Source organism: Paenarthrobacter sp. NPDC090522, from assembly GCF_044769225.1.
Classification (GTDB): domain Bacteria; phylum Actinomycetota; class Actinomycetes; order Actinomycetales; family Micrococcaceae; genus Arthrobacter.
On record NZ_JBIVXL010000024.1, the window covers coordinates 16,913 to 31,835 of the forward strand.

Sequence of the window (14,923 nt, forward strand, 5' to 3'; positions counted from 1 at the left end):
AGCGTGTCGTCGGACACGCAAGAAGGGGCCGAGGATCCTAACCAGTACATGGCCGATGTTCACTGCCGTGCAGGCGGAACGGACACCCCGGACCGCGGGTGCCTGACCCTTCAATGCCCACCCAAAACACCCGGCGGCCCAGAAGGCACACCCGTCATCTGGCGGCAGGCACCCAAAGCCATCACCAACCCTCAATGGACGGACTACCCACCCGTCAGTGGTCCAACGTGTCTCTACGGAACCGAACCTCAGAACGTCCTCGCCGATATCGCAGCCCGGATCCTCACCGACTTCCAACAATTACCCGTCAACCCCGGAACCCTCGAAGCACAACCCTTCCCCAACACCCTCAAAGGCGGACCCACCAACTTCTACACCACCACCACCGACCAACACTTCGATACCACCATGCTCGGCCAAGCGGTCCACCTCACTGCAACACCCGCCACCTACACCTACACCTTCGGCGACGGCCAAACTCTCGGACCCACACCCGCCGCCGGCTACCCCATCCCCGCCAACGCCTGGCTCACCACGGAGACCCGCACCAGCCACACCTACACAACCACCGGCAACTACCCCGCCATCCTGACCATCACCTACACCGGAACCTACTCCGTCAACAACGGCCCACCCCTGCCCATCAACGGAACCCTCACCCTCACCACCACACCCAAAACCATTCACGTCTGGAAAACAGAAACAGCCCTCGTCGCCGACACCTGCGAAGAAAACCCCCACTCCTGGGGCTGCCCCGGCACAAACACCCCAACCAAGCACTGACGAAGCCGGCACCATTGGAAACCAACACCACCGAAGAAGCACGCACCTCTCACGGCACCCCCCACAGTCACTCCGTACCGCCACGACCAACATTGGCCCCCAAACGCGCCCAGAACGCGGGAAAGACCCACCAACCGGGCCCAAAGTAGGTCGCGAAGGAACACCGGCGCGGGACCTCCGCCCGGCCTGATATGAGACAGAGACACCCGCAGGGCCGCATCGCAAACTACTGCAGGACTTGCCTAAATCATCAGCATGCTTACAATGAACACCGAGCCGACACATCGGCTCGCCCGAACGTTGAAAAGGAGCGCAGTCATGGCAACGGATTACGACGACCTGCGTCCAGAGGTCAAAGAAGCCCAGGAACAATCCCTCGAGGCACTTCAGACGGCGAAAGCCCCCACGGCGATGACCGCAGTCCTGGAAGTAGAGGAAAGCGACGAGGCCGACTCCAGCGGCCCTGCCGGCGAGTTCATCGCCGAGGAGCTGATCGTCAACGTCGTCCCGGCGCAAGAGGACGAATTCACCTGCTCTTCATGCTTCCTGGTCCACCACCGGTCACAGATCGCGCGGGAAAAGGGCGGGTTGCTCTACTGCACGGAGTGCGAGGGTTAGGCGGATCGCGGCTCCATCGGCCGGAGGCAGGCTTCCGGCCGCCGTTGATTCCCGCCGGCCAACTCCAGTCGATGCTGGTTCGCTCCACCGGCCGCCCACTTTCCAGCGATCCTTCCAGCGAGGCCTATCCCTGCTAAACGAGCCCCTACCAAAGGCGCCCGGACTCAAGCATGGGCAGGGCGATGGGCCGGGAAACCGGCAATTCCAGCCCCAGCCCGGCCAAGGATTCGCGGGCCATTGAGACGTCGTTAACGCACACGCCTTCCACACCCAGACCCACGGCCTCGACGATCTGCTGGGCCGTGACCAACGTCCACGGATACACGGCAAGGCCAGCGGTGTGTGCCCTGGCCACGAGTTCGGAACTGAGAAGCCCGACTTCCGGCGCTACCGCAGAGGCACCTGTCGCAAGCGCGGCCTCGATCAGGGCGAATGGCTCAAACGGATACAGCCTAAGAGAGGCAATGGCGACCTCCCGACACAGAGCCACCATGGGGATACCCGGGAGCATCGCGGCCATGGCACAGATGATCTGCGGATCGAAGCTGCGGACACGAAGTGCCTGTTCGTGCTCGTGGACCTTCAACACCTTGGCCAGGGCAGCCACCATCGTCTGGCCGTAGTCGTTCCAGGGGGCATTGTCAGTCTTCACCTCGATATCCAGAACCACTTCCCCAGCCCCGGCAAAACGCAGGAGGGCCAGCAGTTCCTCGAGGGTGGGCGTCCTGGACTCCACGTCAACCGAGGTTGTCGTGGCAGCGTGAATCTCCACCGCGGCCTCCCGCAGCAAGGCCTCCCGGATGTCGAGTGAACCGACCACGGCATCATGGCGGAGCGCCAATTGCCCGTCGGCCGTGAGCCAGATGTCCACCTCGATAGCACCCACCCCCAGCCGCAGCGCTTCGACGAATCCGGCCAAGGTGTTTCCGTGCCGCGTCGCGAGGACCCCGCGATGCCCTTGAATTTCAATCATGGGTCTCTCCTTAGAGCGAAGGGATTCCGCTATTCGGCCTCGTCAACCAAGGAGACCTCGGTGACGGAGCCGAGCTGCGAAAGCCTGCTGACGATGGTGGACGGAGCCGCGGAGCCTTCGATTTCGAGTTCAATCTCGACGAATTCGGCGGTAATCGTTGCTTCATCCCGCTGTATAAGTCGCTCAACAACACGTTTCGTTTCGCCGGAACCGCGGGTGGTTGTAAATCCCTGTACCTGGAAGCCCTCTTCCGTGCAGGTGCTGAGCACATCGCGAAGCGCCCCCACTCCATCAAGGTAGGTGACGCGCAGTACCCAGCGGCCTGGTAAACCGAAGCGCAATTTCCGGGACATCACGGGGTAGGCGTACACAATGACAAAGTGCGCCGCGGTCACGAAGACTGCGGGCCACACCAGCCCTGCCCCGGCCGACGTTCCCACGGCCGCCGTGACCCAGATGGACGCCGCCGTGGTGAGTCCGCGCACTTGGTTGCGCCGCACAAACACCAGGCCGGCTCCAATGAAGCCGATGCCCGAAACCACTTGTGCAGCGAGCCTTGAGGGGTCCAGCCGCACAAGGTCCACCATCAGCACGTCGCTGAACCCGTACTTGCTCACCACCATGAACAAAGCAGCACCGAGGCCAACCATGGCGTGGGTTCGCATGCCTGCGGACTTATTCTTGCTCTGGCGTTCGAAACCAATCGCAGTGGACAGCAGCAGCGCTACCGCGAGGGCCACGCACATCTGCCACCATTGGGTTTCCGCACTGAAAATCAATCTCTGCTCCTGTTCGGAATTTCGACCAAGAGCCCTTTTCTGTGGCGTGACCGTCCAAGCCGGAACCCAGGGGCTGGAGGAATTCCAGGACATCACGCACAGTTCTTGAAAAATCTACACTTGCTAGATTTGTAAGGACATTAGCACATTGATGCCAGCGCTCTGGCAGTAGGGCCTTCACCGGCATCTTGCGCATCGAGCCCGCAGTCTGTAGCTTGGCACAAGACGAAAGGTTAGATTGTCCGGTCAAATGCCCCTTTGACCCTTCCAACCTCGATGAACGCTGCCCCCAGACGGCAAGGACAATGAAGTCAGAGGTCTGTGGTGAGCGTTGTTGACGCAAATCCTGGGGGCAAGAGTGCGCCCCCGTCGTCCGGCAAAAGCGGCAGGGCAGATCCCGGGTCAGCCGGTGTACGGCCGTCCAGTCCGCCGAAGAACCGCCGCTGGAATGGCCGCACCCGCCGCGATGCCTGGACTTTCGTCCTGTTCGCAGCCCCCAACGTGATACTCATAGTGCTGTTCACGTACCGCCCACTGCTAACCAACTTCTATTTCTCCACCTTGGACTGGACCTTGGGCGCAGCGAACGCCACCAGTGTGGGCCTGGGTAACTATGTGGAATTCTTTACGTCCTCGGACGCGCCAACAGTCCTGGGCACCACGGCCATCTTCACCGCCATCACGGTCGGCGGGGCCATGGCTCTGGGACTCCTGATCGCGCTGGCCCTCAACCAGAAACTCAAGGGGCGCACGTTTGCCCGGGCCGTGGTGTTTGCTCCGTATGTGCTCTCCGGCGTTGGCGTCGGCCTGGTGTGGCTCTTCATTTTCGATCCCACCTACGGAGCCCTGTCCTGGTTCCTCCGCTCCTTGGGTCAGGCCAGTCCTCAGTGGGTCAACGACCCCAAGCTGGCCCTGGTCATGGTGATCGTGGTGTACGTCTGGAAGAACCTTGGCTACTGCGCCGTGGTGTACCTTGCAGGACTCCAGTCAATCCAGCCCCAGCTGATGGAGGCCGCCGCACTGGACGGAGCCTCGAGTTTCCGACGTTTCCGTTCAATCGTTGTCCCGCTCCTGTCCCCCACAACGTTCTTCCTGCTGATCACCTCGTTGCTCAGCTCCCTTCAGGCCTTCGACATCATCAGGATCATGACGCCGTCCGGAAACGGGACCAGTACGTTGATTTTCGAGTCGTACCTGCAAGCCTTCGGTTCTTACAACAGGGCGGGGTATTCAGCCGCCATCTCCGTGGTCCTGTTCCTCGGCCTGCTGGTCATGACGGCGGTCCAATTGCGGTTCGTTGAGCGAAAGGTCCATTACTCATGAGTGCCCAATCCGCGGACGTCTTCCAGGAACGGACCAAGCCCCTGTCCTGGCAGAACATCGGAAAAACCATTGCTGCCGGCTACGTTCCCCTCATCCTCGCTACGCTGGTGGTCTTCGTCCCCCTGCTGTGGATGGTGCTGTCCTCGCTCAAGGCACCCGGCGAGATTGTCACCACGGATTTGGCGATTCTGCCCAAGAATCCGAACCTGCAGAACTACGTGGAAGCAACATCCACCGTTCCGTTCCCGCGGTTCTTCCTCAACAGCGTGATCGTGACCGCCGTCGGCTCAACGCTCAAGTGCGTCCTGGCCGTGTTCACGGCCTACGCGTTGGTGTTCATCAGGTTCCCGTTCAAGCGGGTCATCTTCCTGCTGATCCTCGTGGCCCTCATGGTACCGCCGCAGGTTTCCGTCCTGCCCAACTATGTGTTGATCGCCAGCATGGGCGGGCTGAACACGTATTGGGGCATCATCCTCCCCGGCTTGGGAACGGCATTCGGAACGTTCCTGTTGCGCCAGCATTTCCTGACCTTGCCACAGGCCATCCTGGAATCCGCGGAAATCGATGGTGCCGGACACTGGCGGAAGTTGTGGCAGATCGTGGTTCCGGTCTCGGTGCCCAGCATCGCCACCGTGGCGCTGGTGACCATTGTCTCGGAGTGGAACGAGTACATCTGGCCGCTGATCGTCACCGACCACCCTGACATGATGACCCTTCCCGTCGGCCTCACCCAGCTGGTGAACAGCGAGGGCAGCACCCAGAACTGGGGCATGCTCATGGCCGGCGCCGTGATTGTCCTGGTACCAATCCTGATCATCTTCGCCGCGCTCCAAAGGTACATCGTCTCCGGTCTGACCCAGGGGTCAGTCACCGGCTAAGGCAGCAGGACCACAGCATCACGCAACAGAGCCATTACCCAACAGAAAGGCAGCCTCAGCATGTCCACCCCACTTTCACGCAAGCAATTCCTCAGTGTCGCGGGAGCAAGCTTCGGAACGCTGGCCCTCGCCGCATGCGCGGGCCCATCAACCACCGGCGGTTCAGCCAGCACCGCGGCGTCCACCGATTGGTCCAAGGTCAAACCCGCGAGTTCCATCAGCTTCATGTCCAGCCACCCGGGCAAGTCCCGGGATACCGAGTTGAAGCTCATTGAGGCCTTCCAGAAGGCGCACCCGGACATCACGGTCAACCTCATCACGGGCGGAGCGAACTATGAGGAAGTAGCGCAGAAGTTCCAGACAGCGCAGGCCGGCAACGATGTCCCCGATGTTGTAGTGGCCTCGGACGTCTGGTGGTTCCGGTACGCAATGTCCGGCGCCATCCTCCCCATCGACGGCCTCCTGCAAGCGGCAAAAGCCAGCACGTCCGACTACGTCGCCGGGCTGATCTCCGACTACAAGTACGACAACAAGCAGTGGGCCGTGCCATACGCGCGCTCAACCCCGCTGTTCTATTTCAACAAAGACCACTTCAAAGCGGCCGGTGTCCCTGAAGAGGCACCCAAGTCCTGGGAAGAGTTCGCGGGGTGGGCTACCAAGATCAAGTCCGCCAACGCGGGCCAGGCCGGTTACCAGAATGCGTACCAGTACCCCGCGATTGCAGGCTACGCCGGGTGGACCCTGCAGAACGTCCTGTGGGGCTTCGGCGGCGGGTGGTCCAAGGAGTGGGACATCACTACGGACTCCGAAGCCTCAATCAAGGCCCTCCAATGGGTGCAGGACTCGATCGTGAAGGACTCCTGGGCCGGCGTCTCGTCCAAGAACGCCATCACGGATCTCCAGGCCGGCGCGGTCAGTGCCACCATCAGTTCGTCCGCCGACCTCGCCGCGACCCTCAAGGCGGCAAAGGAGGCCAACATGCGGATCGGCGTCGGCTTCCTTCCGGGCGGTTCGGTGAGCCAGTCCCCCGTGTGCCCCACCGGCGGCTCGGGCCTGGTGATTGCCAGCAAGACCTCTCCGGAACGGCAACTGGCCGCGGCACTGTTCATGACCTTCGTCACCAATGCGCAGAGCACAGCCACCTTGGCGGCGGCCACAGGCTACGCGCCCGTGGCCGAGGGCGCCGATATTTCGCCCATCCTGAGCCAAACCCCCGAGTTCCAAACCGTGGTGGACCAGCTGAAGGCCACCAGGACCCAGGACTACGCCCGCACCTTCCTCCCGGGCGGCGACCAGGAACTGGCGAAGGCCGCTACCAAGATCATGAACGAGAAGGCGGACGTCAAGGCAACGCTGACCGATCTCAAGGGAGCGCTGGAGTCCATCTACACCAAGGACGTGAAGCCGAAGCTCAAGTCATAGGGATAAAGCACGACGTCGGCATCCAGAGCGGGTGCCGACGTCGCCCTTTAATCCCTGACGGAGACAAACAGACAGTTAAAAGAAGAAAAGCACCAGTTCCGAAGAACTGATGCTTCCCAGTGGTGGCTCCGACCGGCGTCGATCCGGTGACCTTTCGATTTTCAGTCGAACGCTCTACCAACTGAGCTACAGAGCCTAGGTGACAAGTCACCTTGAGAACCGGAATTTCTTCCGGCGCTCAGAGCGACCCTGACGGGACTTGAACCCGCGACCTCCGCCGTGACAGGGCGGCGCGCTAACCAACTGCGCTACAGGGCCTTGCTTTGCAGTATCTCTACCGCGTTTTTTCCAAGGCTTCTAGCTTACCAGACTTTTTCAGTCCGATTTACCACTTGCCTTGCGTACCCCCAACGGGATTCGAACCCGTGCCGCCGCCGTGAAAGGGCGGTGTCCTAGGCCGCTAGACGATGGGGGCCTGAACTCAATTCGAATTTCGCAACAGGAAACAACGCTTTACGCGTTCTTTTCTGCTCTCGCTCGTCCGAACTGGACTCTAAAACTTTAGAGCATGGACGGCCATATTCCAAAATCGAGAACGGTGTGACCTCGAACACCTACTAAATGGGGCCTTTCAAACATTGGCAGTTTCTTGCCGTGAAGCGTCCGAAAACCGCCAGCCCTGCCACCTTCCGCAGGACTAGATTGGCCCTATGACATCCACCCCGGCCGGACCAGGCCAGCCCGCCCAGGGCCTCAAGCGCACCATCCCCGCGCCAGCAGCCTCCATCAGCAAGTCCGGCATCGCCGCCGTCATCGTCACTGTCGTCCTGTGGGCGTCGGCGTTCGTCGGCATCCGCGCCGTCGGCCCCAGCTTCTCCCCCGGCTCCTTGACGCTCGGGCGGCTGGCGGTTGCCGCCGTCGTGCTTGGACTCGTGGTGCTGCCCGGCCTCAAGGTGTGGCCGAAAGGCCGCGAATGGCTGCCGATCGCGGCCTACGGGGTGATGTGGTTCGGCGGCTACAACGTGGCGCTCAACGCCGCGGAACACATGCTGGACGCCGGAACAAGCGCCATGCTGATCAACGTGTCGCCGATCCTGATCGCGGTCCTGGCCGGCGTCATCCTCAAGGAAGGCTTCCCGCGGTGGCTGCTGATCGGCAGCGCCGTGGCTTTTGGCGGGGTGGCGATGATTGCCCTCGGTTCCGGGCAACGCTCGACGGCGGACGTCACCGGCGTGCTCTTGTGCTTGCTTGCCGCGGTGCTCGCCTCAGTCAGCGCGATCCTGCAGAAACCCGTCCTGCGGAAATTCACGGCAGGGCAGGCAACGTGGTTTGGCATCATGATCGGGGCGGTGTGCTGCCTGCCCTGGACCGGCCAACTGATCGGCGAAATCCAGGCCGCCCCCGTGCCCGCAACACTGGGCCTGGTGTACCTGGGGATCTTCCCCACGGCCATTGCCTTCACCACGTGGGCCTACGCACTGTCCCTCATCCCGGCGGGGAAGCTGGCTGCGACCACCTACCTGGTTCCAGGCACCACCATCCTGATTTCGTGGGCCCTGCTCCAGGAAGTGCCCACCGTCTGGGGACTCGCGGGCGGCGTTGTGTGCCTGGTGGGCGTCGCCCTGACCCGACGGAACCCCCGAGCGAAAACTACCCTGCGCACGTCCAAGGCCAGGACGCGCGCAGGGCACGGATAGGCAAACACGCCAAGGAAACAGGAAGCCTAGCGGGCCATGCCTGCCAACAGCTCGCGGTGCGTGGGCGGGTTGGCGCCCGGTCGGCCAACGGTGATGGACGCGGCCATGGACGCCGTGGTTCCGATCCGCTCGAGCACGGTGGGCGCCATCCCATCGCTGCCGCGCAGGAGCAGGCCCATGATGAGCGCGGACATGTACGAGTCGCCGGCGCCGATGGTGTCCGCGACGTCCGAGGGGATGGCCGGGACGTTGAGCTGCATCTGCCGGGTAGCCATGAGCGAACCGTTGGAGCCCTGCGTCACCACGGCGAGTCCCGTCCCGAGGGAGAGCAGGTGGCTGGCCGTGTCCTCCAGCGCCTTGCCCGGGTAGAGCCACTGCGCGTCGTCGTCGCTCATCTTCACCACGTCGGTGAGCGGCACCAACTCCTCGAACAGGGTCAACGCCTCATGGTGGCTGCCTACCAGGTCCTTGCGGATGTTGGGATCGTACGTGACCATGCAACCACCCTGCGCCTGTTCCAAAAGGCTCCGGACCACACTGGCGCCCGGCTGCAGGAACGTGGCGATGGAACCGGTGTGCAGGATCTTCGGCGCGTAAGGAAGCACCAAGGGAGACAGCGCCCAGTCGATGTCGAACGTGTATTCCGCGGAGCCGTCGGCAGCGATCTGGGCCGTCGCCGTCGCCGTCGTGCTCAGCGACTTGGAACCCGGCAGGAGCACCACGCCCGCGCTTTGCAGGTGCGTCGCGATGGCGTCCCCGCGCTGGTCCTTGCCAATGGCGGTCAGGAGGCCCGTCTTCACGTCCAGGCGGCCAAGCCCGTACGCGACGTTGGCGGGCGAGCCGCCGGGGTACTCCGTGCTCCCATCAGGCGATTCCACAATGTCGATGAGCGCTTCACCCACCACGACGACGTCGAGGGGTTCAGGCGCGAGGGAAGGGCTGGCGGTCATGCGGTTCCTGTTCGTTGGTTGGGGAGGTGCGGAGGCGCGGCCACGGAATGCCGGTCAACGAGGGGACATTCGAACAATTCAGTGTGGCCCGGGGACGGCGTACCGGCAAGGATCAGCTCCACGGCCCGCCTTCCCATGTCAATGAAGGGCAGTTCCAGGGTGGTCAGGCCCGGCCGCAAGTGCGGCGCGAGCGACTCCTGGTTGTCGAAGCCCACTACGGACACGTCGTCCGGCACGGTGAGCCCCAAGGACGCGAGCGCCTGGTAGGCACCCCACGCCGTGCGGTCGTTGCCGCAGAAAATCGCAGTTGGCGGCTGGTCCAGCGCCATGAGTTGGAGCGTCTCCCGGTGGCCACCGGCTTCCTGGCCGTCGCCCGCACGGTGGAGGTCGCCGTCGTACGCGATGCCCGCCCCGGCCAGCGCCTGCCGGTACCCTTCAAGACGCCCGACGACGGCAGGGAGCCCGTCTTCAACGGCGCCAATGTTGATGAAGCCGATGCGGCGGTGGCCCGCGTCGAGAAGCTTCCTGGTGGCGGCATGGCCGCCCAGGACTTCCGACGGCGCGATGCTCGCGAACGTGCCGCTGCGGTCCCGGGCATTAAGCACGACGGCGGGAACCTCGCCCAGCGCGTCCGGGACATCCACTACCTGGTGGTACATGGACGCGTACACCACACCGGCAACCTTGTGGGACAACATGGCCTCAAGGGACGCCGCTTCGAGGTGCTTGTCGCCGCCGGTGTTGACCGTGAGCAGCAGCATCCCCGCTTCCCACGCGCGGGCTTGTGCTCCCTCGATGATCTTTCCGGCGAAGGGCGCGGTGGCCACGTGATCGCCCACGAAGCCGATCATCCCTGCCACCCCGTCACGGAGGACCTTGGCGTGGGCGTTGGTCCGGTAGCCCAGTTCCCGCGCCGCCTGATGGACCCGCAGCCGGGTTTCGTCCGAGACCCTGGCTCCCCCGGCATCGTTGAGGACCATGGACACCGTGGCCTGCGAAACCCCGGCGGCGGCCGCTACGTGGTGCATCGTGGGGCCGGAACCTGGGGTTCCAGGCCTGGTTCCATTGCGGGACATGGGGGACCTGACTGTGGTGGGAGTGGAGGTTTGGTTATACGCATAACCAAACCTCCAAAACAGTATCTGCCAACACATCCAGCGTCAATGCTCCCGGCGCGGACTAGAGTCGAACCATGCCCGCGAATCTTCCTCCCGGCCTTCCTATCGTTCCCGACGGCGACCGCCCCTCTTCGCCGCTGCCGTCGCTTCCGGCCCGCGAAGCCGTGCACAGCCCGGCCGAAGATTCCGGGCTGCCCCAGGGTGCACCGTTCGAGATGTCACCGGAGGAATTCGAGGCCGCCGTCAGCGACGCCTTGCAGTTGATTCCACCCAAAGCCGCGAGCGCCATGGACAACGTGGCGATCTTCATCGAGGACGACTACACCCCACAACCCGGCGAAGATCCGGACACCGTGCTCCTTGGCTTGTACGAGGGCGTTCCCCTGACCGAACGCGACTCGTGGTGGGAAGCCGGTTCCCTGCCGGATCGGATCACCATCTTCCGCCAGCCGATCCTGGACATCTGCACCACCCGCGAGGAAGTCATCGATGAAGTAGCCATTACCGTGGTCCACGAGATCGCCCACCACTTCGGAATCGACGACGACCGCCTTCATGAACTCGGGTGGGGCTAGCCTTGTAGGCATGGGGCACGACCACAACCACTCCCACGGAGTCACAGCAACCGGCAAACACCGCAAGAGGCTTATCGCCGTCCTGGCCATCACTTTGGGGGTGGTGGGCATCCAGGTGGTTGGCGCCGTCGTTTCCGGTTCGCTGGCCCTGCTCGCCGATGCCGGCCACATGCTCTCCGACGCCGCCGGCGTGTTCATCGCCCTGATGGCAGCTTGGATCGCCACCCGTCCGGCGAGCGACCAGCGCACCTACGGCTACCAACGCGCCGAGGTCCTTGCGGCCCTGGCCAACGCACTGATCCTCATAGTCATCGCCGTGGTGATCATGATCGAGGCCATCCGCCGCTTTGGCGAGACTCCGGAGATCCATACGGACATCATGCTGGGGGCCGCGGTCCTGGGTGCCGTGGCCAACCTCGTCTCGCTTCTGGTCCTGCAAGGGGCACAGAAGGAAAGCCTCAACGTCAGGGGTGCCTACCTGGAGGTCCTCGGCGACCTGCTGGGCTCCATCGCCGTCATTGTGGCCGCTATCGTCATCATGACCACGGGCTTCAGCGCCGCCGACCCGATCGCGTCCATGCTGATCTCGCTCATGATCATCCCCCGTGCCTGGCATCTGCTCCGCGACGTGGTGGACGTCCTTTTGGAGGCAACTCCCAAGGGCGTGGACGTCAACATGATCCGTGAGCACATCCTTGCCGTGGATGGCGTGGTGGAAGCACACGACATCCACATCTGGACCATCACCTCCGGAGTGCCCGTGTTCTCGGCGCATGTGGTGGTGGAGGACGAGGTCCTGAATGCCAGTGGGGCGGACAGCATCCTGGACCAATTGGGCTCCTGCCTGGGACGGCACTTCGATACCGAGCACTGCACGTTCCAACTGGAACCCGTGAGCCATTCAGAACACGAGTCGCACCAACACGCCTAGCCCCCGGCCGGGATGATCGTCCCCGCGGCACCGTCCACCGTGATGGTTTGTCCCGTAGTGAGCTTTGCCGTGGCGTCGGGCACACCCACGACGGCCGGGATGCCGTACTCGCGGGCCACCACGGCGCCGTGCGAATTGGGGCCACCCATTTCCATGACCAGCCCACCGGCGGTGAGGAACAGGGGCGTCCATCCGGGGTCCGTGGACGGCGCCACCAGGATTTCCCCGGGTTCCAGATGCGCTCCGACGGGATCCATGATCACCCTCACCGGGGCTGTGACGATACCTGCGGAAGCGGGGCTTCCGGTGAGCGATCCTGGCGCGCCCGGAGCGGTGACGAGAGCACCGGCAGCCTCCGGCTCCGTTCCGTCCGACAGCAGGACACGGGGAATGTGCCTGCGCCGCAGCTCAAGCCGGTAGGCCTCCCGGCGCTCGGCAACCACGTGCTGCAGGCCGGTCCCGGCAAGGGCGATCTCCACGTCGTTGAAGTCCAGGAAGAAGATGTCCAGGGCGTCGTCGAGCAGCCCCGCCTCCGCCAGGTCCTCACCCACCAGCACCAACTGCTCCCGGGCCGCGGCCAGGCCGAGGACGAGGTTGTACTTGGGGAGTTCCCGCATTCCCGCAAAACGTCGGGTCCGGTCCAGGGCCGCCCGCACGATTCCGGCGTGGACCGGGCTCTTGGCACGGGCCCGCGCCACCAGCCGGGACACTTGTTCTTCAGCCGCCCGGGCGGCGTCCTCGAATTGCCGGGCAGGGTCTCCGGCCCCTGGCTCCAGGCGGAGGTAGTTGGCCACCACGCCAAGGATGTGGGTGGGGTTCTCGGACCAACGCGGCATGCCGAGGTCGATTTCCGCGACGGCGCGGTGTCCGTAGGCGGCCAGGAAACGGTCCAGGCCGGACTGGGAGCGCGGGGGAAGCATGCCGTTCTTGTAGGCATCGGTGAGCTCGGCCGTCGTCCGGGAGGCGAAGAACTCCTTGGCTTCGGGGTCCTGGCGGATCTTCGATGCCAGATTCCACAGTTCCAGATCCATCTCAGTGGTGACATTGTTGGGCAGGCCACGGATCACGGTTTGAAGTTCGTCATAGGACACGTCCGGGCCCAGGAGTTTGCGGACCAGAGCCAGCATGGCAAAGCCCACGGCGGGAAGCGGCAAGACCTGTGGCACGGTGGCGAAGATTCTTTGCCCCAGGATCTCCTCGACGCGCTGCAGCCGTTGGCGGCTAGTTGCCGCTTCCGGTGCTGCCAACGATTCCTGGAGATCCTGGTCAAGCCTGTCCACGCGCCGCATTGCCGCCGCCGGCCGGAACAGCGCCCGGAAAATGGTCTCGGGCACCCGGTACGCGGCGGCAACGGGTCCCACGTGCCGGATGAGCTTGAACGGCGTCTTGTTGGTGACAGCGAAACGGGGATCATCGCCGAGTCCACGGATCAGGGCAGCCGAGCGGGCTTCCATGATGTCGAAGACCCTGGGCACGATCAGCCGCCCTACCCTGCTGCGGAGCACGGACGTGACATCAAAGAAGATCCGCTGCCCTGCTTCGTAATACGGCGACGGCCCGGAACGCGGATGAGTCACGGCGAAGCGTGCTTTGCCCGCCACGCAGGAGGCGATGAGGCGGATCCCGGCCAATCCCATGGGTGTCAACGGACGGGTGAGTCCCTGGGCCAGGCTGAAATTGAGGAAGGCGTGTTCTCCGGGAATGTCCGGCTTCCGCGTGGTTTGCGGATACAGGGTGGTGATGGGCCGTGCCTGGGTGAGCCAGAGCTTTCCCTCCTGGTCGATGGCCCACTCGGTGTCCTGCGGAGCGTCGTAGTGCTCTTCGACCCGCTGGCCGAGCGCCGCCAACTCCTTGACCTGTACATCGCTGAGGCAGGGCTCCGGAGGTACCTCGGAGACGCCCTGTTCCACCCGTTCCGTGCCGCCGCCGGCCACGGAGCGGATTTCCACGTGCCTGTCACCGAGGGCGCGTTTCAGGATGCGGCCGCCCTGCATGTCCACCACGTATTGGTCCGGGTTCACAGCCCCGGACACCACAGCCTCACCGAGTCCGGGACTGGCATCAATCACGGCTTCCCGACGGCGGCCGGTCACCGGATTCGCGGTAAACATCACCCCGGCGGTGACTGACTGGACCATTTCCTGGACCACCACGGCCAAGGACACCGTGGAATGGTCGATGCCGTGGGTGGACCGGTAACTGACGGCCCTGTCCGTCCAGAGGGAAGCCCAGCATTTACTGACGGCGTCCAGGACGGAATCCACGCCCACGACGTTCAGGAACGTGTCCTGCTGGCCAGCGAAGCTTGCGAAGGCGAGATCTTCCGCAGTTGCCGAGGACCGGACAGCGACCGGAACGTCGGTTCCCAAGGCCACATACGCGGCCTGTACCTCCTTGGCGACTTCCGGCGGAATCCCTGCCTCGAGGACCAAGGACCGGGCACGGGCCGCAAGGGAGTTGAGGCGGGCAGGGTCCGGGCCGGTCGGGGAGCCGTCGCGCACCGGCGTCGCGCCCGTCGGGGCACCGCCCGAAGCGGCAGGTTCCGGGCCGGTCGTGGCGCGAGCGCCCGTCGGGTCCGGGCCGGAAGCGGCAGCCTCCATTGCATCGAAGACCCCCTCCATTCCGGCGGATGCCAGCGAATGGCGGTAGGCCGCCGTCGTCAGGCAGAAGCCCGGAGGCACCGGCAGCCCGGCCGCCGACAGTTCGCCAAGGTTGGCGGCCTTACCGCCAACATCCGCCAGCATGCCTGCCCGGATCTCCTCCAGCGGCAGGATGAACGCGGAACCGCCAGCATCCTGCGACGGCTCTTGTGCTTTTGCCCATGGTTCCTTTTCCCGTGCGCCGGGATCCTGGCCGTCCATCGACCGGCGCCGTTA

General features: G+C 63.9%; 13 protein-coding genes and 3 tRNA genes. 8 read left to right on the forward strand and 8 right to left on the reverse strand.

The window, feature by feature from the left end; translation table 11 throughout:
- Positions 1-48: 48 nt before the first annotated feature.
- Positions 49-783 (forward strand): hypothetical protein, encoded by a 735-nt coding sequence (locus ACIQT2_RS21410; RefSeq protein WP_402950604.1) that lies wholly within the window; start codon positions 49-51, stop codon positions 781-783.
- A 318-nt stretch (positions 784-1,101) separates the two neighbouring features.
- A complete protein-coding gene (locus ACIQT2_RS21415) occupies positions 1,102-1,401 on the forward strand; it encodes a DUF4193 domain-containing protein (protein WP_402950607.1) in 300 nt (99 codons plus the stop codon).
- Positions 1,402-1,546: 145 nt separating this feature from the next.
- Here ACIQT2_RS21415 and ACIQT2_RS21420 read toward each other — a convergent pair whose 3' ends face one another.
- Entirely contained in the window at positions 1,547-2,374 is an 828-nt protein-coding gene (locus ACIQT2_RS21420) for a glycerophosphodiester phosphodiesterase (RefSeq protein ID WP_402950610.1), read from the reverse strand.
- 29 nt (positions 2,375-2,403) lie between these two features.
- Positions 2,404-3,153, reverse strand: coding sequence for an MgtC/SapB family protein (locus ACIQT2_RS21425; protein WP_402950613.1), 750 nt, complete (start codon positions 3,151-3,153; stop codon positions 2,404-2,406).
- Between the two features lie 324 nt (positions 3,154-3,477).
- Between ACIQT2_RS21425 and ACIQT2_RS21430 the strand changes: the two genes are divergently transcribed.
- The 3 genes from ACIQT2_RS21430 to ACIQT2_RS21440 are packed head-to-tail and all read left to right on the forward strand — an operon-like array spanning position 3,478 to position 6,776.
- The gene (locus ACIQT2_RS21430; protein WP_402950616.1) at positions 3,478-4,476 is read left to right on the forward strand and encodes a carbohydrate ABC transporter permease; all 999 of its coding nucleotides are present in this window, start codon (positions 3,478-3,480) and stop codon (positions 4,474-4,476) included.
- Complete coding sequence (locus tag ACIQT2_RS21435) at positions 4,473-5,354, forward strand: carbohydrate ABC transporter permease (protein WP_402950619.1); 882 nt, start codon at positions 4,473-4,475, stop codon at positions 5,352-5,354. Before ACIQT2_RS21430 ends, ACIQT2_RS21435 begins: the two co-directional genes overlap by 4 nt.
- A 60-nt stretch (positions 5,355-5,414) precedes the next feature.
- On the forward strand, positions 5,415-6,776 hold the full coding sequence (locus ACIQT2_RS21440) for an ABC transporter substrate-binding protein (protein ID WP_402950622.1): 1,362 nt from the start codon (positions 5,415-5,417) through the stop codon (positions 6,774-6,776).
- Between the two features lie 120 nt (positions 6,777-6,896).
- On the opposite strand, the gene ACIQT2_RS21445 is transcribed toward ACIQT2_RS21440, so the two are convergent.
- The 3 genes from ACIQT2_RS21445 to ACIQT2_RS21455 all read right to left on the reverse strand — a co-directional run bounded on the left by ACIQT2_RS21445 (position 6,897) and on the right by ACIQT2_RS21455 (position 7,251).
- Positions 6,897-6,972, reverse strand: a tRNA-Phe gene (locus ACIQT2_RS21445).
- Positions 6,973-7,020: 48 nt separating this feature from the next.
- Positions 7,021-7,094 (reverse strand) — tRNA-Asp (locus ACIQT2_RS21450).
- Between the two features lie 84 nt (positions 7,095-7,178).
- Positions 7,179-7,251: transfer RNA gene (locus tag ACIQT2_RS21455), tRNA-Glu, on the reverse strand.
- Between the two features lie 235 nt (positions 7,252-7,486).
- Here ACIQT2_RS21455 and ACIQT2_RS21460 point away from each other — a divergent pair.
- Positions 7,487-8,473: a DMT family transporter gene (locus ACIQT2_RS21460; protein ID WP_402950625.1), complete on the forward strand. Its 987-nt coding sequence runs from the start codon at positions 7,487-7,489 to the stop codon at positions 8,471-8,473.
- Positions 8,474-8,499: 26 nt separating this feature from the next.
- Here ACIQT2_RS21460 and ACIQT2_RS21465 read toward each other — a convergent pair whose 3' ends face one another.
- Positions 8,500-9,423, reverse strand: coding sequence for a carbohydrate kinase (locus ACIQT2_RS21465; RefSeq protein ID WP_402950628.1), 924 nt, complete (start codon positions 9,421-9,423; stop codon positions 8,500-8,502).
- Positions 9,420-10,499 carry a LacI family DNA-binding transcriptional regulator gene (locus ACIQT2_RS21470; RefSeq protein WP_402950631.1) on the reverse strand — a complete coding sequence of 360 codons (1,080 nt, stop codon included), beginning with the start codon at positions 10,497-10,499 and terminating at the stop codon, positions 9,420-9,422. The genes ACIQT2_RS21465 and ACIQT2_RS21470 overlap by 4 nt, the downstream gene beginning before the upstream one ends.
- A gap of 116 nt (positions 10,500-10,615) precedes the next feature.
- Between ACIQT2_RS21470 and ACIQT2_RS21475 the strand changes: the two genes are divergently transcribed.
- Both ACIQT2_RS21475 and ACIQT2_RS21480 read left to right on the forward strand, forming a co-directional pair.
- Positions 10,616-11,116 (forward strand): metallopeptidase family protein, encoded by a 501-nt coding sequence (locus tag ACIQT2_RS21475; RefSeq protein ID WP_400270099.1) that lies wholly within the window; start codon positions 10,616-10,618, stop codon positions 11,114-11,116.
- A 10-nt stretch (positions 11,117-11,126) separates the two neighbouring features.
- Positions 11,127-12,047 (forward strand): cation diffusion facilitator family transporter, encoded by a 921-nt coding sequence (locus tag ACIQT2_RS21480; RefSeq protein ID WP_397325050.1) that lies wholly within the window; start codon positions 11,127-11,129, stop codon positions 12,045-12,047.
- On the opposite strand, the gene ACIQT2_RS21485 is transcribed toward ACIQT2_RS21480, so the two are convergent.
- On the reverse strand, positions 12,044-14,908 hold the full coding sequence (locus tag ACIQT2_RS21485; protein WP_402950634.1) for a PEP/pyruvate-binding domain-containing protein: 2,865 nt from the start codon (positions 14,906-14,908) through the stop codon (positions 12,044-12,046). The two genes, ACIQT2_RS21480 and ACIQT2_RS21485, sit on opposite strands and share 4 nt — an antisense overlap.
- Positions 14,909-14,923: the final 15 nt, after the last annotated feature.

Coding starts and splice junctions, on each gene's coding strand:
- ACIQT2_RS21410 (WP_402950604.1), top strand. CDS start 49: ATGGCCGATGTTCACTGCCGTGCAGGCGGAACGGACACCCCGGACCGC.
- ACIQT2_RS21415 (WP_402950607.1), top strand. CDS start 1,102: ATGGCAACGGATTACGACGACCTGCGTCCAGAGGTCAAAGAAGCCCAG.
- ACIQT2_RS21420 (WP_402950610.1), bottom strand. CDS start 2,374: ATGATTGAAATTCAAGGGCATCGCGGGGTCCTCGCGACGCGGCACGGA.
- ACIQT2_RS21435 (WP_402950619.1), top strand. CDS start 4,473: ATGAGTGCCCAATCCGCGGACGTCTTCCAGGAACGGACCAAGCCCCTG.
- ACIQT2_RS21440 (WP_402950622.1), top strand. CDS start 5,415: ATGTCCACCCCACTTTCACGCAAGCAATTCCTCAGTGTCGCGGGAGCA.
- ACIQT2_RS21460 (WP_402950625.1), top strand. CDS start 7,487: ATGACATCCACCCCGGCCGGACCAGGCCAGCCCGCCCAGGGCCTCAAG.
- ACIQT2_RS21465 (WP_402950628.1), bottom strand. CDS start 9,423: ATGACCGCCAGCCCTTCCCTCGCGCCTGAACCCCTCGACGTCGTCGTG.
- ACIQT2_RS21470 (WP_402950631.1), bottom strand. CDS start 10,499: ATGTCCCGCAATGGAACCAGGCCTGGAACCCCAGGTTCCGGCCCCACG.
- ACIQT2_RS21475 (WP_400270099.1), top strand. CDS start 10,616: ATGCCCGCGAATCTTCCTCCCGGCCTTCCTATCGTTCCCGACGGCGAC.
- ACIQT2_RS21480 (WP_397325050.1), top strand. CDS start 11,127: ATGGGGCACGACCACAACCACTCCCACGGAGTCACAGCAACCGGCAAA.
- ACIQT2_RS21485 (WP_402950634.1), bottom strand. CDS start 14,908: ATGGACGGCCAGGATCCCGGCGCACGGGAAAAGGAACCATGGGCAAAA.